The organism is Streptomyces sp. cg40 (assembly GCF_050320165.1).
Lineage (GTDB): Bacteria > Actinomycetota > Actinomycetes > Streptomycetales > Streptomycetaceae > Streptomyces > Streptomyces hokutonensis.
The window spans coordinates 3,433,098-3,451,958 of sequence record NZ_CP190128.1 but is presented as its reverse complement, the minus strand read 5'-3'; the positions used below and the strand labels follow the sequence as shown (position 1 = coordinate 3,451,958).

Annotated in this window: 18 protein-coding genes; 12 read left to right on the top strand and 6 right to left on the bottom strand. The window is 71.1% G+C overall.

Annotation, left to right across the window (positions count from 1 at the left end):
* The first annotated feature begins 41 nt into the window (after nucleotides 1-41).
* Nucleotides 42-1,199: a D-alanine--D-alanine ligase family protein gene (locus ACQHII_RS14940; protein WP_427919773.1), complete on the top strand. Its 1,158-nt coding sequence runs from the start codon at nucleotides 42-44 to the stop codon at nucleotides 1,197-1,199.
* Between the two features lie 19 nt (nucleotides 1,200-1,218).
* Here the strand turns inward: ACQHII_RS14940 and ACQHII_RS14935 are convergent, their stop codons facing one another.
* On the bottom strand, nucleotides 1,219-1,710 hold the full coding sequence (locus ACQHII_RS14935) for a DUF3515 domain-containing protein (protein WP_427919772.1): 492 nt from the start codon (nucleotides 1,708-1,710) through the stop codon (nucleotides 1,219-1,221).
* Nucleotides 1,711-1,730: 20 nt separating this feature from the next.
* Nucleotides 1,731-1,964, bottom strand: coding sequence for an Lrp/AsnC family transcriptional regulator (locus ACQHII_RS14930; RefSeq protein ID WP_019068732.1), 234 nt, complete (start codon nucleotides 1,962-1,964; stop codon nucleotides 1,731-1,733).
* Nucleotides 1,965-2,167: 203 nt separating this feature from the next.
* Between ACQHII_RS14930 and ACQHII_RS14925 the strand changes: the two genes are divergently transcribed.
* Nucleotides 2,168-3,133: a thiamine-phosphate kinase gene (locus tag ACQHII_RS14925; protein ID WP_019068733.1), complete on the top strand. Its 966-nt coding sequence runs from the start codon at nucleotides 2,168-2,170 to the stop codon at nucleotides 3,131-3,133.
* The gene (thiD, locus tag ACQHII_RS14920; protein ID WP_427919771.1) at nucleotides 3,130-3,924 is read left to right on the top strand and encodes a bifunctional hydroxymethylpyrimidine kinase/phosphomethylpyrimidine kinase; all 795 of its coding nucleotides are present in this window, start codon (nucleotides 3,130-3,132) and stop codon (nucleotides 3,922-3,924) included. Before ACQHII_RS14925 ends, thiD begins: the two co-directional genes overlap by 4 nt.
* Before the next feature lie 83 nt (nucleotides 3,925-4,007).
* Here thiD and rpmB read toward each other — a convergent pair whose 3' ends face one another.
* Nucleotides 4,008-4,193 carry a 50S ribosomal protein L28 gene (rpmB, locus tag ACQHII_RS14915; RefSeq protein ID WP_004924906.1) on the bottom strand — a complete coding sequence of 62 codons (186 nt, stop codon included), beginning with the start codon at nucleotides 4,191-4,193 and terminating at the stop codon, nucleotides 4,008-4,010.
* A 257-nt stretch (nucleotides 4,194-4,450) separates the two neighbouring features.
* Here rpmB and ACQHII_RS14910 point away from each other — a divergent pair, with 257 nt between their 5' ends.
* Nucleotides 4,451-6,130, top strand: coding sequence for a DAK2 domain-containing protein (locus ACQHII_RS14910; RefSeq protein WP_427925311.1), 1,680 nt, complete (start codon nucleotides 4,451-4,453; stop codon nucleotides 6,128-6,130).
* A 26-nt stretch (nucleotides 6,131-6,156) separates the two neighbouring features.
* Here ACQHII_RS14910 and ACQHII_RS14905 read toward each other — a convergent pair whose 3' ends face one another.
* On the bottom strand, nucleotides 6,157-9,087 hold the full coding sequence (locus tag ACQHII_RS14905) for a tetratricopeptide repeat protein (RefSeq protein ID WP_427919770.1): 2,931 nt from the start codon (nucleotides 9,085-9,087) through the stop codon (nucleotides 6,157-6,159).
* Nucleotides 9,087-10,913 (bottom strand): HSP90 family protein, encoded by a 1,827-nt coding sequence (locus ACQHII_RS14900; RefSeq protein WP_427919769.1) that lies wholly within the window; start codon nucleotides 10,911-10,913, stop codon nucleotides 9,087-9,089. The genes ACQHII_RS14905 and ACQHII_RS14900 overlap by 1 nt, the downstream gene beginning before the upstream one ends.
* 168 nt (nucleotides 10,914-11,081) lie before the next feature.
* Here ACQHII_RS14900 and recG point away from each other — a divergent pair, with 168 nt between their 5' ends.
* The 8 genes from recG (at nucleotide 11,082) to mutM (ending at nucleotide 18,394) form a co-directional block, all read left to right on the top strand.
* Nucleotides 11,082-13,289, top strand: a complete 2,208-nt coding sequence (gene recG, locus ACQHII_RS14895) for an ATP-dependent DNA helicase RecG (RefSeq protein ID WP_427919768.1) — start codon at nucleotides 11,082-11,084, stop codon at nucleotides 13,287-13,289.
* Between the two features lie 79 nt (nucleotides 13,290-13,368).
* On the top strand, nucleotides 13,369-13,956 hold the full coding sequence (gene rsmD, locus ACQHII_RS14890) for a 16S rRNA (guanine(966)-N(2))-methyltransferase RsmD (RefSeq protein ID WP_427919767.1): 588 nt from the start codon (nucleotides 13,369-13,371) through the stop codon (nucleotides 13,954-13,956).
* A gap of 26 nt (nucleotides 13,957-13,982) precedes the next feature.
* Entirely contained in the window at nucleotides 13,983-14,462 is a 480-nt protein-coding gene (gene coaD / locus ACQHII_RS14885; protein WP_427919766.1) for a pantetheine-phosphate adenylyltransferase, read from the top strand.
* A 99-nt stretch (nucleotides 14,463-14,561) separates the two neighbouring features.
* The gene (locus tag ACQHII_RS14880) at nucleotides 14,562-15,635 is read left to right on the top strand and encodes an ATP synthase F0 subunit B (protein WP_427919765.1); all 1,074 of its coding nucleotides are present in this window, start codon (nucleotides 14,562-14,564) and stop codon (nucleotides 15,633-15,635) included.
* A gap of 133 nt (nucleotides 15,636-15,768) precedes the next feature.
* Nucleotides 15,769-16,422, top strand: a complete 654-nt coding sequence (locus ACQHII_RS14875; protein ID WP_427919764.1) for a YceD family protein — start codon at nucleotides 15,769-15,771, stop codon at nucleotides 16,420-16,422.
* Between the two features lie 2 nt (nucleotides 16,423-16,424).
* The gene (rpmF, locus tag ACQHII_RS14870; protein ID WP_015657589.1) at nucleotides 16,425-16,598 is read left to right on the top strand and encodes a 50S ribosomal protein L32; all 174 of its coding nucleotides are present in this window, start codon (nucleotides 16,425-16,427) and stop codon (nucleotides 16,596-16,598) included.
* Between the two features lie 19 nt (nucleotides 16,599-16,617).
* A complete protein-coding gene (rnc, locus tag ACQHII_RS14865; protein WP_427919763.1) occupies nucleotides 16,618-17,460 on the top strand; it encodes a ribonuclease III in 843 nt (280 codons plus the stop codon).
* Between the two features lie 79 nt (nucleotides 17,461-17,539).
* Nucleotides 17,540-18,394 carry a bifunctional DNA-formamidopyrimidine glycosylase/DNA-(apurinic or apyrimidinic site) lyase gene (gene mutM / locus ACQHII_RS14860; protein ID WP_427919762.1) on the top strand — a complete coding sequence of 285 codons (855 nt, stop codon included), beginning with the start codon at nucleotides 17,540-17,542 and terminating at the stop codon, nucleotides 18,392-18,394.
* Here the strand turns inward: mutM and ACQHII_RS14855 are convergent.
* Entirely contained in the window at nucleotides 18,391-18,792 is a 402-nt protein-coding gene (locus ACQHII_RS14855) for a winged helix-turn-helix transcriptional regulator (protein ID WP_427919761.1), read from the bottom strand. The two genes, mutM and ACQHII_RS14855, sit on opposite strands and share 4 nt — an antisense overlap.
* Nucleotides 18,793-18,861: the final 69 nt, after the last annotated feature.

Here is an 18,861-nt window from a genome sequence, read left to right as displayed (position 1 = left end):
CGCTGACTCAGGGCAGTACCACCGGGTACGCTCATCGCGATATGAGCACCGAGAACCTCTCCCAGAGCCCTGAGCAGCCGCCTCGCAAGCCGCGTGTGGCCGTCGTGTTCGGCGGTCGCAGCTCCGAACACGGGATCTCCGTGGTCACCGCCGGCGCCGTCCTCGCGGCCATCGACCGGACCAAGTACGACGTCCTGCCGATCGGCATCACCCGCGAAGGCCGCTGGGCCCTCACCGCCGACGCGCCGGAACGCATGGCGATCACCGACCGCCGCACCCCGGACGTCGACGAGCTCGCCGAGTCGAGCGAGGGCGGAGTGGTGCTCCCGCTCGACCCCGGAAACCGCGAAGTCGTCATCAGCGAGCCGGGATCCGTGCCCAAGGCCCTCGGCGAGGTCGACGTCGTCTTCCCCGTCCTGCACGGCCCCTACGGCGAGGACGGCACCCTCCAGGGACTCCTGGAGCTGTCCGGTGTGCCGTACGTGGGCGCGGGTGTGCTCGCCTCGGCCGTCGGCCAGGACAAGGAGTACATGAAGCGGGTGTTCACCTCGTTCGGCCTCAAGGTCGGCCCCTACGTGGTGATCCGGCCGCGCGAGTGGGAGCGGGACGAGTCCGCCGCCCGCAAGAAGATCGTCGACTTCGCCGGTGAGCACGGCTGGCCGCTGTTCGTGAAGCCCGCGCGCGCGGGTTCGTCGATCGGCATCACCAAGGTGGACGACCTGGCCGGACTCGACGAGGCGATCGAGGAGGCGCAGCGGCACGACCCGAAGATCCTCGTGGAGGCCGCGCTGCGCGGACGCGAGATCGAGTGCGGGGTGCTGGAGTTCGAGGACGGACCGCGGGCCAGCGTGCCGGCCGAGATCCCGCCGCCCCAGGAGCACGCGTACTACGACTTCGAGGCGAAGTACATCGACTCGACCCCCGGCATCGTGCCCGCCCCGCTGACGCCCGAAGAGACGGCCGAGGTGCAGAAGCTCGCGGTGGACGCCTTCGACGCGGCCTCCTGCGAGGGGCTGGTGCGGGCGGACTTCTTCCTCACCGAGGACGGCGAGTTCGTCATCAACGAGATCAACACGATGCCCGGATTCACGCCGATCTCGATGTACCCGCAGATGTGGCAGGCCACCGGGGTCTCCTACGGCGAGCTGGTGGACCGCCTGGTGCAGGCGGCGCTGCGCCGGTCCACCGGACTGCGCTGAACGGGCCGCTCCGGTCGAGCTAGTCGGCGATCCCCGCGGGGATCGCCTTCTTCACGGACTTCGCCAGGTCGACCAGGGGCGCGAGACCGTCCCCGGTGCGGTCCTTCGGGATGGTCACCTCGACATACGCCTTGCGCAGCGTCGTGGTGAACCGGAAGGACCCGTCGTCCTGCTTCTGCAGCAGCCAGCCCACGCCGTTCACCTCGACGCCGTCGGCCTCCGGGTCGTTCATCTTCGCGGGTCTCACGACACCGCAGCGCAGTATGATCGCCGGGTTCCCCCAGCCCGCGGTCAGCGCGGACGCGGGCTCGGGATCCCGGCGGCCCTGGCCGTCGACCTTCGACGGCAGCACCTTGTCCAGATTCCGGCACAGCCCGGTGACCTTCGCGCCCGGTGAGGGAACCGCCGCCGACGCGCTGTCGTCTGCCGAGGAGCAGCCCGCGAGGGCGATCAGCGGGGCGAGCACGGACAGCCCGATGACAGAACGGCGCCGGTGACGGAGAGAGTTCACCGGCCAAGGGTAGACGGGGGCTACAGATGCACCACCGGGCAGGTCAGGGTGCGGGTGATGCCGTCCACTTGCTGGACCTTGGCGACCACCATGCGGCCGAGATCGTCGACCGTGTCGGCCTGGGCGCGCACGATCACGTCGTACGGTCCCGTCACGTCCTCGGCCTGGATCACTCCGGGAATCTTGCTGATCGTGTCGGCGACGGTCGACGCCTTGCCGACCTCCGTCTGGATCAGGATGTACGCCTGTACCACGGAACCTCCAGGGCGGCCACGAGGATCATGTGGGGAAAAGGAACGCCACGGTATCGCGTCGCCGCTCACCACGGGGAGACCCGCGGAAGCCCTTCCCCTCGTGCCGTGACGTGGGCACGACTGAAGTTGACGGTCACCTCGACCGTACCGAGCACACCGACGGCTCGCGACCGGGCGCTGCCGTCACGAGAAGAGGACGAACGATGAAGGGCACCGTCGGTGAGTTGGGGGAGTTCGGGCTCATCAGGGAGCTCACTTCCCGGCTCACCACCACTCCCTCGGTCCGGGTCGGCCCCGGCGACGACGCCGCGGTCGTCGCCGCGCCCGACCGCAGGGTTGTGGCGAGCACCGACATCCTGCTGGAGGGGCGGCACTTCCGCCGCGACTGGTCCACCGCCTACGACGTAGGGCGCAAGGCCGCCGCGCAGAACCTCGCGGACATCGCCGCGATGGGCGCCGTACCGACCGCGCTGCTCCTCGGCCTCGTCGTGCCGGCCGAACTCCCGGTCACCTGGCCCATGGAGCTGATGGACGGCCTGCGCGACGAGTGCCAGGTCGCGGGCGCCTCGGTGGTCGGCGGCGATGTCGTACGAGGCGACACGATCATGGTGTCGATCACCGCGCTCGGCGATCTGCGCGGCCGGGAGCCGGTCACCCGGGCCGGCGCCCAGCCCGGTGACGTGGTCGCGGTGACCGGCTGGCTCGGCTGGTCCGCGGCCGGGTACGCGGTGCTGTCGCGGGGCTTCCGCTCGCCGCGCGCGTTCGTGGAGGCGCACCGGCGCCCCGAGCCGCCGTACCACGCGGGTCCGGCGGCGGCTGGGCTCGGCGCGACCTCGATGTGCGACGTCAGCGACGGGCTGATCGCCGACCTCGGGCACATCGCCGAGTCGAGCAAGGTCCGGATCGACATCCGCTCGGGCGCGATCGACATCCCGACCCAGATGCACGACATCGGGCAGGCCGTCGGCGTCGACCCCATCCAGTGGGTGCTCACCGGGGGCGAGGACCACGCGATCGTGGCCACCTTCGCCCCGGACGTGAAGCTGCCGGCCCGCTGGAAGGTGATCGGCGAGGTGCTCAACCCCTCGGCGCTGCCCCAGGTGACGGTCGACGGAGCGCCGTGGACCAGCAAGGGCGGCTGGGACCACTTCGGGGACATCGAGTCGTGAAGCCCAACGTCCTCACGGTCGCCGGTTCCGACTCCGGTGGAGGGGCCGGAATCCAGGCCGACTTGAAGACGATGCTCGCGCTCGGCGTGCACGGCATGAGCGTCGTCACCGCCGTCACCGCGCAGAACTCCCTTGGTGTGCAAGGCGCTTGGGAGCTTCCGGCGGAGGCGGTGCGCGCGCAGTACCGCAGTGTCGTCGACGACATCGGCGTACAGGCCGTGAAGACCGGGATGCTGGCCTCGGCCGAACTCGTCGAGACGGTCGCGGAGTTGCTCGCGGGGACGGACGCACCGGCCGTCGTCGACCCGGTCGGCATCTCGAAGCACGGGGACTCGCTGCTGGCGGACTCCGCGCTGGACGCCGTACGCACGAAACTGCTTCCTGTGGCGACCGTGGCGACGCCGAACCTCGACGAGGTGGCGCAGCTCACCGGTGTGCGGGTCGAGACGGAGGAGCAGTTGCGGGAGGCCGCGGCGGCCGTGCTGGCGTACGGGCCGCGGTGGGTGCTCGTCAAGGGCGGGCATCTGTCCGGCGACGCCGTGGACCTGCTCTCCGACGGCACCGAGGAGCACTGGCTGCGCGCGCCCCGGTACGACAACCGGCACACCCACGGCACGGGCTGCACGCTCGCCTCGGCGATCGCCGCGCAGCTCGCGATGGGGCGGCCGGTGCCGGAGGCGGTGGCGGCGGCGAAGGAGTACGTCAGCGGGGCGATCGCGGCGGGGTTCGCGCTCGGCGGGGGCATCGGGCCCGTGGATCACGGGTGGGCGCTCCGGCGCGAGGACTGCTGAGCGGGCACGGCAAAAAGCCGGCCCACACGAGGTGGACCGGCTCGATGCAGCGAACCAGCAGTGGCCGCGCGCTTAGCGGTGCGTCAGCGCGAGACCTTGCCGGCCTTGATGCACGAGGTGCAAGCGTTCACGCGCTTCGGCGTCCCGCCGACCACGGTACGAACGCGCTGGATGTTCGGGTTCCAGCGACGCGGCGTACGGCGGTGCGAGTGCGAGATGTTGTTGCCGAAGCCCGGCCCCTTGCCGCAGACGTCGCAGTTGGCAGCCACGGGTCACTCCAAAGACTTCAGATGCACAGATGCACTTACGGATGATCCCGGCATGCCGGGATCAGGATCTAGGATCTGAAGTGGCACTGCCAGGGGGGATGGCCCGATCGGGATCGGGCAACCGGAGCAGCATACAACGACTGCGCCGGTTCAACGAAACTACCATGCCTGGTCGAGGGCCTGCTCCGGCCCTCCTCGGGCCCGGCCCCCTCCGGGGTCTACGCTGCGTGCCAGTCCAGCAGCTCAAGGAGGCGCAGGTGCCGCAGGTGCCGCAGACATTCTTCGATGCTCTCGCGGTGCGTACCTGGTGCGGTCTCGCGCTGCGCGCGCTGGGGCGTGCGCGCGAGGAGATCGACGCCATCAACGTGTATCCCGTGGCCGACGGGGACACCGGCACCAACCTCTACCTGACCATGGAGTCCGCCGTCACGGCCGTAGAGGCGGTGTTCGCCGGACATGGCACCGTGACCGAGCAGAAGCCGTTGCTGGCCGACGCGGCCGGGGCGATGGCCCACGGGGCCCTCATAGGGGCGCGCGGCAACTCCGGGACGATCCTCGCGCAGCTGCTGCGCGGTATGGCCCAGGTGCTGGCCGCAGACGGTGAGACGGCTCACACGGACGGGGAGGGGCTGCGGCTCGCGCTGCGGCACGCGGCCGACTCCGCCCGGCAGGCCGTGGCCCACCCGGTCGAGGGCACGGTCCTCTCGGTCGCCTCGGCGGCGGCCGACGCGGCAGACGACACCCAGGGCGACTGCGGGACGGTGGCACGGGCCGCCTACGACGGAGCGTGCGCGGCGCTGGCCGCGACCCCGGGGCAGCTGGCCGTCCTGGAGCGCGCGGGAGTGGTCGACGCGGGCGGCCGGGGGCTGGTGGCGGTGCTGGCCGCGCTGGTGGAGACGTTCACACGGGAGGCGCCGGCCTTCGGGGGGCACGCGCGCGTGGAGGCTGTTCTGGCTGCCGGTGCTCCTGACGCGGCTGTTTGCGAGGACGGTCCGGAGGCGCTCCAGGAGGGCGGGCCCGCCTACGAGGTGATCTACCTCCTGGAGGCCGACGACAGCGCCGTGACCCGGCTGCGGGACCGGCTCGACGCCCTCGGCGACTCGCTCGTCGTGGTCGGCGGCGACGGCCTGTGGAACGTCCATGTGCACGTCGACGACGCCGGCGCCGCCGTGGAGGCGGGCGTCGAGGCCGGACGGCCGTACCGCATCCGGATCACCCACTTCGGGCTCGGCGACGTCCACACCACCGGTGCCGAACGGCCGCCCAGGGAGCGCGCGCAGAGGGCCGTCGTCGCCGTCGTCCCGGGGGAGGGCCTGGCGGGGCTCTACGGCGAGGCAGGCGCGACCACTGTGCTCGCGCGCCCGGGGGAGCCGCCTGCCAGCGGGGAGCTGGTCGCGGCCGTGCGGCGGGCACACGCGCGTGAGGTCGTGCTGCTGCCCAACGACGCGGACCTGCGGCACACGGCGGCGGCAGCGGCCGAGCAGGCCCGCGCGGAGGGCATCCGGGTCGCGCTGATCCCGACGCGCTCCGCGGTCCAGGGGATCGCCGCGCTCGCCGTGCACGAGCCCGAGCGCCGCTTCGACGAGGACGTCGTCTCCATGACCTCGGCGGCCGGCGCGACCCGCTACGCCGAGGTCGCCGTCGCCGAACGCCAGTCCTGGACCATGGCCGGCATCTGCCAGGCCGGGGACGTCCTGGGCCTCGTCGACGGCGACGTGGCGGTGATCGGCGCCGATGTCACGGCCACCGCACGGGCCGTCCTGGACCGCATGCTCGCGGCCGGCGGCGAACTCGTCACCCTCGTCCTGGGCGACGAGGCCCCCGAGAGCGTCGCCGACGTCCTGGAGGTCCACGTCCGCGAGTCGTACCTCGCCGTCGACACGGTGGTGTACCGGGGCGGCCGGCAGGGCGCCCTGCTGCTCATCGGCGTCGAATAGGGCCGGGTGGGGACTACAGGTAGGGACTACTTGTCGTTCTGCTCCTCCATCAGCTGGAGCAGCTGCTCGGCCTCGGCGCGACGGGCCTGTACCGTCTCGTCGCCGTCGTCGGCACCCTCGTAGGCCTTCAGCACGCCACGCGCGCGTGCCGCCGCGTCGGCCGGACGGCTGAGGTCCGCCTCCAGCCAGCCCGCGGCGAGTTCGGCGGCGGTGCGGGTGTGCACGGCGCCGTCCCCGAGGGCGGCGAAGACGGCGACGGCCTCCGCGGTCTGCGCCAGGGCGTCCTCGAACGCGCCCTGGATCGCGGTGTCCTCGGCCTCCTCGGCGACCGAACGGGCCAGCAGCTCGCCGAACTGCCGGTGCGTGTGGCCGAGTTCACCGGTGAGCCGCTGCCGCGCCTCCTCGTCGTCCGTCACCAGCAGGGCCGCCTCGCACTCCTCGATCGCGGCCGACATCAACTCCCGCGCGCTGTCGAGCCCTTGGTCGGCGCGCAACGCCAGCCAGGCCCGGGCGCGCAGCGAACGCACCAGCCCGTGCACATTCCCCAAGGACCGCCACAGGTCGCCCGCGCGCGTGTACGCCTGGTCCGCCTCGGTGTGCATCCCCGCGTGCCCCAGGGACTCGGCGGCGAGATGGGCGAGCGTCGCGTGGTCGTGCTGCTCGGGCCAGTGCCGGGCGATCTCGGCCGCCTGCAACCGCCGTTCGGCCGCCGCGCGGTGCTCGCCCAGCTCGCTCAGACAGTCCCCGAGCCACCACTTCGTCTGGACGACCGCGCCGTCGCCGTGCGTCTCGGCGCTCAGGTCGGGCAGCGCCGACTCCAGCACCTCCGCGGCCTCGGCCCACCGGCCCTGACGCAGCAGGAAGCCGCCCAGCTGGTGCCGCGCCCAGGCGCCCAGCGTCGGGCCCTCGCCCGCCTCGTCGGACCAGTGCGCGGCTTCCAGGGCGTGCTCCGCCGCCTCCTGGGACCGGCCCCGGCCGCCGAGCACCTCGGCGAGCTGGAGATGCAGCTGCGCCCGCCCCGGTGCCTCCAGGTACGGCCCGCCGTGCTCCAGGGCGGCCCGCAGCGCCCGCTCCGCCTCCGCGATGTCCCCGAGGTGATGGGCGAGCCCGGCCGACCGGGCCTCGTACTCCACCGCGAACCACGGCAGACCGGCCGCCACGAAAGCCGCCGAGGCCTTCGCGAACAGCCGTACCGCCGTTTCCAAGTCCCCGGTCCGCACCGCGAGTTCGGCCAGCATCGCCTGCCCCTCGGCGCCCCGCGCGGCCAGCCGGACGTCGTCCCCAGTGTGCCCGTCGACCAAGGCGAGCACCTCCCGGACGGCGGCCTCGGCGGCGGCCAGGACCTCGCCGTCGGGGGAGTCGCCCGAGGGGTCCTCGTGCACGCCCCGCATCAGGACGCGCGCCCGGCTCATCAGCACACCCGCCGCCTGCCGCACGCCCGTGGTGCCCTCGGCGTACAGGGCGAGCACCCCGTCGTACGGCTCGGCGATCGCCGCGAGGGCCTCGTCGAGCTCGCCCGTGAGAGCGCGTACGTACGCCCCACGCGCGCGTGCCGCCCACGCCTCCCCGGGGTCGCCCGCCTCGGCGTACAGCTCGGCTGCCCGCTCGAAGAGGGCGACGCCCTCGGGGCCACGGTCCATCGCCTGGTGGTCGGCGATCTCCGCGCGGTCGAGGGCGGCAAGCTCGACGCCCTCGGCGGCCCGCGCGACGGCCAACCAGGCCTCCACGGCGTGCGGTTGCAGCGTGTCCGACAGCCGCCGCGCCTCCGCGAGCAGCGCGGAGAGGTCCTTCTCCGGGGCCGCATCGGGGGCGGGCACGGTCACCGGTGCCGCGGTCGTCCGGCCCGCCGAACGCACTCCCAGGGGCAGTCGTTCCACCAGGGGACGCTGATCCATGCGCGCACGTGCCCGGTCGCCGACATGGGTCGTGCCGTTGCGCTCGTCGAAGCGGGCGGCCAGCGCGAGGGTCTCCACGCGCGCGTGGGCGGCGAGTTCACGGGCCGTCCAGGGCCGGCCGGTCGGTCCCGGCACCAGCTGGTCGCCGAGCCCCAGCTCGGTCAGCCGGTCCATCAGCAGCGTCACCACGGACAGGAACTCCAGCCCGCTGCGCGGGTTCCCGGAGTCCGTGAAGTACGCCGGCCGCTCCGCCAGCAGTTCCAGACCGCGCGCCTCGTTGCCGCTCAGCGCGCAGAACTCCACATGGTCCGCGTACGCGCCCCGCATGCTCTCCATGGGCCGTACGAGCCGGAAACCCCGCAGATGGTGGGCGCGTGCCTCGTCGGCCCGTCCGAGGCGCAGCAGCGGGGCCAGGGAGGACGCGAGGACGGTGTGCGGTTCGTGGGCGCAGGTGAACTCGCCCTCCAGGACCGGGCCCCACAGGTCGAGGGCCTCGGCATAGCGCCCCCGCTCGGCCTGCCACTCGCCCTGGCTGTGCAGCTCGCACGCGTGGCAGTCGGCCATGGTGTCCCGGTCGGCGGCCAGCCATGCCGTGTACGCCCGCTCGGCCCGCGCCAGGTCCCCGACGTGCGAGGCGACACTGAACTCGGCGCTGCGGACGGCCCGTTCGGAGTGCCCGGCCAGCCGGTAGCGGTGCTCCATCTCGGCGAGCCACTTCTCGATCGACGCGAGCGGGATGTGCGGCTGGCCGAGCATCCCGGACGACATCCACTTGAAGACCCAGTGCAGCGAGTGGATCTCGTACTCGTCGAAGTCCTCGGGCCGCTCGTCCCACATGCGCAGCAGGCGCGCGAAGGGGACGAACATCTTGTCCTTCTCGGAGCTGTAGTTGTAGACCTTCAGCTGGTGCCCCAGTGCCTCGATCACCGCGAGCGGGATGTCCAGCTTCTCGGCCTCGGCGAGCAGCTGCTCCGCGCGCGCGTTGCGGGCCGGTCCCTCCGGCTCCTCGGAGTTCTCGGCCATCGCCCGGCGCAGCGCGTCGAAGTCCGTGATCCCTGTCATCAGTGGTCGCCCTCCCCGTGTGTGGCCCACTCCAGGAGGCCGATGAACGCCCGGTTCAGCAGTGCCGAGTCGGCGGGGCGCAGTGGTCGCTGCGCCATCAGGAGCGCCTGCCCGTAGAGGGACTCCGTGGCCGTCCCGATCAGGTCCCGGTCCCTGAGTGAACTGATGCGACGGATCAGCGGGTTGAGATGGTTGAGCACCAGCCGCGCGCGGGGCGCGCTGCCCCGCAGCGAGCCCAGGATGCCCGCCCACAGGTCGTCGGCCTGCTCCTCGGCCTCCGCGCGGGCCTGCTCGTGCCGGGCCGAGCGGTCGTCCAGGTGCAGCGCGGGCACCGACAGCGGATGGAACGCCCGGAGGACCACATCGCAGCCCAGGGGGTCCAGCTTGGCCCGCGCGGCGGCCAGGAAGTCCGCCAGCGCCAGCTCCTCGGCCGGATCGACCGAGTCCAGGTGCGCCGTCACGGTGTCCGAGTCCAGCTCGGCGACCACCGTCCCCGGGCGCACCGACGGCAGCGCCTCGACCAGCTCGCCGTCGTAGGTGTAACCGCCGTTGACGACCCCGATGCCCTGCGCGGACGCGATCGGGGCGACCTGCCGGTACTCCTCGACCGTCCGCGTGAAGTGCACCACCGCGTGCCGCTGCGCGAACTCCTCCAGGGACACCCGGCCGTCCGTCGTCTCGAACGGCAGCCACGGCAGCATCGTGCGCAGCATCTCCGGGTCGTGCCGCGCCAGCGACTTCACCCCCAGGTGATGCACCGACAGGAACGCGGCCAGCCGCTCCGGATCGCCCGCCGCGAGCCCGGTCAGCCAGGAGCGAATCCTTTCCCCCAGCGCCTCCCGTACGGCCGCCAGCGTCTCGTCCTCGTACAGCGACTCGCGCGAGGCCGTGGGCCGCAGACTGTCCGTGTCCAGCACACAGCGCACGAAGAACGCCCAGTCGGGCAGCAGTTGTTCGGCCCGCTCGGTCAGCAGCATGCCCTTGAGATGCACCCGGTGCGTGGCACGCTGCGCCGGGCTCACCGCCGACGGCAGCACATAGGCCACCCCGCGGATCCCGGCGAGCGGCACGGACAGCTCGATCGAGTCCAACGGCGTGAACCCGAACAGCTCGTGACAGTGCCGGGCCAGCGACACCCTGCGCGCACCGGGACTCGGATACGGCCGGTCCCAGGGCGCCGGCAGATCGGTGATCGCCTCACCGTCCACCCGCACGTCGTACGGCAGCAGCGCCCCGAAGTCCCGCGCCAGCGCGAGCACCCGTTCCTTGGTGAGCCACTCACCGGCCCCCGCGCGCGCCACCAGGTGCACGGTGGTGCCCGGTTCGGGGTGCTCGGCGGCGGGCAGGGTCCGCACCGTGTACGACCCGTCGTCCGTCGCCGTCCACTCCACGGGCGGCGCGTCGGGCGTACGGGCACTGCGGCTGACGACCCGGATCCGCTCGGCGACCACGAAACAGGCCAGCAGCCCGATGCCGAACTGCCCGAGAAAATCGGAGCGGGCCTCCTGAAGCCCGTCGGCGCGCTTGGAGCTACGGCCAATGGTCGCAAGGAGGTTGTGCACGTCCGCCTCGGTGAGCCCGACACCGGAGTCCTCGACGCGCAGGGTGCCCCCGTCGGCGTACAGCCGCACCAGAGCGGGGGAGTCGGGCTGCTCGGCCCGGCGGGCGGTGATCGCGTCCACGGCGTTCTGCAGCAGTTCGCGCAGATAGACCTTGGGGCTTGAGTAGAGGTGATGGGAGAGCAGGTCCACCAGACCGCGCAGGTCGACCTGGAACGTGTGAGGTGACTGGGATGCCTGTGATGACTGTGAGGTCTGGGAGTCCATCGTCGCAGCGCCGAGGTGGGGGGAGGTGCGAACGGCGCGAGGGTCGGGCGGTCCCTGTGAGGCGGTGACCGCGGGGGATGGCCGGAGCGCGTCATCCTAGGCCCGAACGACCCGTCTGACCAGGGGTTTCGGGAGACGTATACGGCATTGTCAGTGACGTGGTGTGCAATGGATCTCGTGCCCGCACTGGAAGAACCACTCAAAAAGGTGCTCGGCCCCGCCACCGCGAAGGTGATGGCCGAGCATCTCGGCCTGCACACAGTGGGCGACCTCCTGCACCACTACCCGCGCAGATACGAGGAGCGCGGCCAGCTCACGCACCTCGCCGAGCTGCCGATGGACGAGCACGTCACCGTGGTCGCCCAGGTCGCCGACGCCCGCCTCCACACCTTCGCGTCCAGCAAGGCCCCCCGGGGCAAGGGCCAGCGACTCGAAGTCACGATCACGGACGGCAGCGGCCGGCTCCAACTCGTCTTCTTCGGCTCGGGAGTCCACAAACCCCACAAGGAACTCCTGCCGGGCACCCGCGCGATGTTCGCCGGCAAGGTCTCCGTCTTCAACCGCCGACTGCAACTGGCCCACCCGGCATACGAGTTGCTGAAGGGCGACGCCGAGGAGACGGTCGAGACCTGGGCGGGCACCCTGATCCCCATCTACCCCGCCACCGCCAAACTGGAGTCCTGGAAGATCGGCAAGGCCCTCCAGACGGCCCTGCCCAGCGCCCAGGAGGCCGTCGACCCCCTCCCCGACACCCTCCGCGAGGGCCGCGGCCTGGTCTCCCTCCCCGAAGCCCTCCTCAAGATCCACCGCCCCCACACCAAGGCGGACATCGCCGCCGCCCGCGACCGCCTCAGGTGGGACGAGGCCTTCGTCCTCCAGGTAGCCCTCGCCCGCCGCCGCCACACCGACGCCCAACTCCCGGCGGTAGCCCGCAAACCCGCCCCCGACGGCCTCCTCGCGGCCTTCGACGACCGCCTCCCGTTCACCCTCACGGACGGGCAGGTGAAGGTGTCCAAGGAGATCTTCGACGACCTGGCGACGGAGCATCCGATGCATCGGTTGTTGCAGGGGGAGGTGGGATCGGGGAAGACCATGGTGGCCCTCCGAGCCATGCTCGCCGTGGTCGACGCCGGCGGTCAGGCCGCGATGCTCGCGCCCACCGAAGTCCTCGCCCAGCAGCATCACCGTTCCATCACCGAGATGATGGGGGAGCTGGCCGAGGGCGGGATGCTGGGCGGGGCCGAGCGGGCCACGAAGGTCACGCTGCTCACCGGATCCATGGGGACGGCCGCCCGCCGCCAGGCACTCCTCGACCTCGTCACCGGCGAGGCCGGGATCGTGATCGGCACGCACGCGCTGATCGAGGACAAGGTGCAGTTCCACGACCTGGGCCTGGTCGTGGTCGACGAACAGCACCGCTTCGGTGTCGAACAGCGAGACGCCCTGCGCGGCAAGGGCAAACAGCCCCCGCACCTCCTCGTCATGACCGCCACCCCCATTCCGCGCACGGTCGCCATGACGGTCTTCGGCGACCTGGAGACCTCGGTCCTCGACCAGCTCCCGGCCGGCCGCTCACCCATCGCCAGCCATGTCGTCCCCGCCGCCGACAAGCCCCACTTCCTCGCCCGTGCCTGGGAGCGGGTGCGCGAGGAGGTGGGCAACGGCCATCAGGCGTACGTCGTCTGCCCCCGCATCGGCGACGAGGAGGACGACCCCAAGAAGGCCGCCAAGAAGAAGTCCGCCGAGGACGAGGCCGAGAAGCGCCCGCCGCTCGCCGTCCTCGACGTCGCCGCCCAGCTCGCCAAGGGCCCCCTCCAGGGCCTCAGGATCGAGGTGCTGCACGGCCGGATGCACCCCGACGACAAGGACGCCGTGATGCGCCGCTTCGCCGCCGGTGACACCGACGTCCTGGTCGCCACCACGGTCATCGAGGTCGGCGTCAACGTGCCCAACGCCACAGCCATGGTGATCATGGACGCGGACCGCTTCGGCGTCTCCCAACTCCACCAGCTCCGCGGCCGAGTCGGCCGCGGTTCCGCGGCCGGCCTCTGTCTCCTGGTCTCCGAGATGCCCGAGGCCAGCCCGGCTCGCCAGCGCCTCAACTCCGTCGCCTCGACCCTCGACGGTTTCGAGCTCTCCCGCATCGACCTGGAGCAGAGGAGGGAGGGCGATGTGTTGGGGCAGGCGCAGTCCGGCGCCCGTACGTCTCTGCGGGTGCTGTCGGTCATCGAGGACGAGGAGGTCATCGCGGAGGCGAGGGAGGAGGCGACGAAGGTGGTGGAGGTCGATCCGGAGCTGGAGCACCTCCCCGGGCTGCGTACAGCGCTGGACGCCCTACTGGATGAGGAGAGAGAGCAGTACCTGGAAAAGGGCTGAGGCTGTCTTACCCAGGGGCGCGGGGAACTGCGCGACCAGCCACAATGGACCTGCACTCACCCACGATCAAGGACCCCACATGACCCGCGTGATCGCCGGCGAAGCCGGCGGACGTCGACTCGCCGTGCCGCCCGGCACCGGAACCCGCCCCACCTCCGACCGCGCACGCGAGGGCCTCTTCTCCACCTGGCAGTCCCTCCTGGGCGCCCCCTTGAACGGCGAACGGGTCCTGGACCTGTACGCGGGCTCAGGAGCCGTAGGCCTGGAAGCGCTGTCCCGAGGGGCCGGCCACACCCTCCTCGTCGAGGCCGACGCCAAGGCCGCCCGGGTCATCAGGGAGAACGTCAAGGCCGTCGGCCTCCCCGGTGCCGAGGTCAGGGCGGGCAAGGCCGAGCAGGTCGTCCAGACGGCGGCGCCGGCAGAGCCGTACGACATCGTCTTTCTCGATCCGCCGTATGTTGTCGCAGATCACGATCTTCGGGAGATTCTCCTCACACTCCGGTCGGGGGGCTGGCTCGCGCCCGACGCTCTCGTCACCGTGGAGCGCAGCACCAGAGGCGGCGAATTCGGGTGGCCGGACGGTTTCGAGGGGATCCGGGCCCGTCGCTACGGCGAGGGGACCTTTTGGTACGGTCGCGCCGCCTCTACGTGCGAAGACGCACGATGACCGGACCGGAGAGCGAGGGAAATCAAGTGCGCCGCGCTGTTTGTCCGGGGTCCTTCGACCCCATCACCAATGGCCACCTCGACATCATCGCCCGTGCCTCCCGGCTGTACGACGTCGTGCACGTCGTCGTGATGATCAACCAGTCGAAGAAGGGCCTGTTCACCGTCGACGAGCGGATCGAGCTGATCCGTGAGGTCACCGCCGAGTTCGGCAATGTGCAGGTCGAGGCCTACCACGGCCTTCTCGTCGACTACTGCAAGCAGCGCGACATCCCGGCCATCGTCAAGGGCCTGCGCGCGGTCAGCGACTTCGACTACGAGTTGCAGATGGCCCAGATGAACAACGGACTCTCGGGCGTCGAAACCCTGTTCATCCCGACCAGCCCCACCTACAGCTTCCTGTCGTCCTCGCTGGTCAAGGAGGTCGCGACCTGGGGCGGCGACATCTCCCACCTGGTGCCGACGGTGGTCCTGGACGCGCTCAAGGGCCGTATCGGCAAGGCCTGAGGGACTGACTGTGCGTCACCCGGTGTCGGGCGGGACGGGAGTGGTCGTACAGTCGACCCGTCCGTCTCCAACACGTCGGTAGAGAGTGGCGAGCACACGGTGGACGTGCAGAAGAAGCTCGACGAGATCGTCGCCTCGGTCTCCAGCGCCCGGTCCATGCCCATGTCGGCCTCCTGCGTGGTCAACCGCGCCGAGCTGCTCGCCATGCTCGAAGAGGTGCGCGCGGCGCTGCCCGACTCGCTGGCCGAGGCGCAGGAGCTGATCGGCGGCCGGCACGAGATGGTCGAGCAGGCCCGTCAGGAGGCCGAGCGGATCATCCAGACCGCGCACGCCGAGCGCGGCTCGCTGATCTCCGACACCGAGGTCGCCCGCCGCTCGCAGAACGAGGCGGACCGCATCCTCGCCGAGGCCCGCCAGGAGGCCGAGGAGGTCCGCGCGGAGGCCGACGACTACGTCGACTCCAAGCTCGCCAACTTCGAGGTCGTCCTCACCAAGACCCTCGGCTCGGTCGGGCGGGGCCGCGAGAAGCTGCTCGGCACCGGGCCCGGCATCGACGACCAGGGTTACGAGGACGAGGACGCCCCCGAGCGCAGCCACGACCCGGAGACCCTGCGTCGCGACGCCGACGCGTACGTGGACGTCAAGCTCGGCGCCTTCGAGGCGGTCCTCGCCAAGACCCTGGAGGCCGTCGGCAAGGGCCGGCAGAAGCTGCACGGCCGGATCGCCAGCGACGACCTCGGCGCCCTCGCCTTCGACGACGACGGCAACCAGGTCCAGCACACCAGCGACGCCGACTACCTCGCCGACCTCGCGACCGTCACGGACACCCCCGTCTCGAACACCCCGCTCCAGCCCGAGCAGCAGGACTACGCCCCGCAGGCGGCCTACGACTACCAGCAGCAGGGCCAGCAGCAGGACCAGTACGGCTATCAGCAGCAGTACGCCCAGCCCCAGCAGCAGGACCCGTACGGGTATCAGCAGGCCGACCCGTACGCGTACCAGGGCTACGACACCGGCCAGCAGCCCGTGTACGACCCGAACCAGATGCAGCAGGCGCAGCAGCTGGACCCGCAGGGACAGCAGGGGTACGCCCTCGACGAGACCAGCCTCTTCGACACCGGCATGATCAGCGCCGAGCAGCTGCGCGCGTACGAGCAGGGCCGAGGCCTGTAAGGGACCACCGGATTGGGCCGTGAGCGAAAGGTCCAGTATCCTGGCTCTTCGGTCGCGTGTACGTCCGCGATCACCGCTGCCCGGAAGCACCGAAGGGCAGCGCTCCTTGAGCTCAGCAGACCGAAAGACAGGAATGGCTCTGAACGCCCGCCTCGACCACCGCAACCCTCTCGTGTTCGACACTCACGAGCTGGGGCGGCGTCCTGGTGCGCTGCAGCGCCTGACCCGTTCGATCGACGCTCCCAATGATCTCGGGATCCAGGGAGTCATCGGAGTGCCGGAAGGCGCCCCGGTGAAGCTCGACCTCCGCCTTGAGTCGGTCATGGAAGGGGTGCTTGTCACAGGCACCGCCCGTGCACAGGCCAAGGGGGAGTGCGTAAGGTGTCTGGAGCCGCTTGAGCTGTCGCTCGAAGCGGACTTCCAGGAGATGTTCTCGTACCCTGACGCCGACGACCGGGGCCGCCCCACAGCGGAGCCGGTCGACGACGCCGAGGAAGACGAGGACAGGCTCTTCATCGAGGACGGCCTGTTCGACCTCGAACCCGTGCTGCGCGATGCGGTGGTGCTCGCACTGCCGATGCAGCCGGTGTGCCAGGACGACTGTCCGGGCCTGTGCTCCGAGTGCGGAGCGCGGCTCGCGGACGACCCGGACCACCACCATGACGCCGTCGACATCCGTTGGGCGGCACTGCAGGGACTCGCCGGTTCACTCGAAGACGGCGAGAAGGACGAGATCAGTGGCGAGGCGCCCCGACCGGCGCGCGCCAACGAGAAGCAGGAGAAGTAGCCGTGGCTGTTCCGAAGCGGAAGATGTCGCGCAGCAACACGCGCCACCGCCGGTCGCAGTGGAAGGCTGCGGTCACCCCTCTGGTTGCGTGCGAGCGCTGCCACGAGCCCAAGCAGCAGCACATCGCGTGCCCGTCTTGCGGCACGTACAACAAGCGCCAGGTCCTCGAGGTCTGAGCGGCTGGTGAGAGGCTCCATGTCTGACGTCAAGGCGGACTCAGTCCCCAAGAAGCAGGCGGACACGGCCTCGTCCCACACGCTGTTGGAAGGGCGGCTCGGGTATCACCTCGAGTCCGCCCTTCTGGTGCGTGCGCTGACCCACCGTTCGTACGCGTACGAGAACGGCGGTCTGCCGACGAACGAGCGGCTGGAGTTCCTCGGGGACTCCGTGCTCGGCCTCGTCGTCACGGACACGCTGTACACGACCCACCCCGACCTGCCCGAAGGCCAACTGGCCAAGCTGCGGGCCGCGGTGGTCAATTCTCGTGCGCTGGCGGAGGTCGGTCGCGGTCTGGAACTCGGCTCCTTCATCCGGCTCGGCCGCGGTGAAGAGGGCACGGGTGGCCGGGACAAGGCGTCCATCCTCGCCGACACCCTGGAAGCGGTGATCGGCGCGGTCTATCTCGACCAGGGCCTCGACGCGGCCTCCGAACTGGTGCACCGCCTGTTCGACCCGCTCATCGAGAAGTCCTCGAACCTCGGTGCCGGCCTGGACTGGAAGACCAGTCTCCAGGAGCTCACCGCGACCGAAGGACTCGGTGTCCCCGAGTACCTGGTCACGGAGACCGGCCCCGATCACGAGAAGACCTTCACTGCTGCCGCCCGCGTCGGAGGCGTCTCGTACGGCACCGGCACCGGCCGCAGCAAGAAGGAGGCGGAGCAGCAGGCCGCCGAGTCCGCCTGGCGGTCCATCCGGGCCGACGCGGACGAGCGCGCCAAGAAGGCGAAGGAGGCGGCCGAGCAGGCCGTCGAGCTCGCCACCGAGGCCGCCGAGCAGCCTGCCGAGGAGAGCGCCGACCCGTCGTCGGCGTCCGCCTGACCGAACCGTACGACCCGAGCGCCCGTCCCCGAGTGGGGCGGGCGCTCGGATCGTTCACCCGTGACCAGCAGGGGATGCCATGCCCGAGTTGCCCGAGGTCGAGGTCGTCCGGCGGGGTCTGGAGCGGTGGGTCGCCCAACGCACCGTCACCGACACCGAGGTGCTGCATCCGCGTGCGGTACGACGCCATGTCGCCGGCGCCGACGACTTCGCGCACCGCCTCAAGGGGCATCGCATCGGCACGCCCAGTCGGCGCGGGAAGTACCTGTGGCTGCCGCTGGAGGACACTCACCAGGCGGTGCTGGCCCACCTCGGGATGAGCGGCCAACTCCTCGTCCAGCAGCACGAGTTCCCCGACGAGAAGCACCTGCGCATCCGGGTCCGGTTCGCCGACACGCTCGGTACCGAACTCCGCTTCGTCGACCAACGCACCTTCGGCGGGCTGTCGTTGCACGACACCACCCCGGACGGACTGCCGGACGTCATCGCGCACATCGCGCGCGACCCCCTGGACCCCTTGTTCGACGACGAGTTGTTCCACCAGGCGCTGCGCCGCAAGCGCACGACCATCAAACGGGCCCTGCTGGACCAGTCGTTGATCAGTGGAGTCGGCAACATCTACGCGGACGAGGCCCTTTGGCGGGCCCGCGTCCACTACGAACGCCCGACCGCGACCTTCACCCGTCCGCGCACCGCCGAACTCCTGGGCCACGCACGGGATGTGATGACCGCGGCCCTCGACGTGGGCGGCACCAGCTTCGACAGCCTGTACGTCAACGTGAACGGCGAGTCGGGCTACTTCGACCGCTCGCTCGACGCGTACGGCCGTGAGGGTCTGCCATGCAGGCGCTGCGGTACGCCGATGAAGCGGCAGGCGTGGATGAACCGGTCGAGCTACTTCTGTCCGAAGTGCCAGCGGGTGCCGAGGAGTTAGCGGCCGTCCCGCGTCTCGTCGTAGCGCGTGCGGGCCGCGAGGACGTCGTCCATGCGGCTCTCCATGAAGTCGACGAGCACCTTCAGGTGTTCGGCGACGTCGCGTCCGAGCGGGGTCAGTTCGTAGTCCACGCGGGGCGGGTTCGTCGGCTGGGCCTCGCGGAGCACCAGGCCGTCGCGCTCCAGCGCGTGCAGGGTCTGCGAGAGCATCTTCTCGCTCACGCCGTCCACGCGCCGCCGCAGCTCGTTGAAGCGCAGCGAGCCCTCGTGCAGCGCGCACAGGGTGAGTCCGCCCCAGCGGCCCGTGACGTGCTCCAGGGTGGCCCGGGAGGGGCAGGCCTTGGCGAACACGCTGTACGGGAGGTTCTGCTCCTCCGTACGCTCCTCGGTGGTGTCCATTTCCACAGCGTACGCGAACGCAGCGCTAACCAGAAGGGAGCACTAACCGTCGGTTAGCGCTCCCTGCCG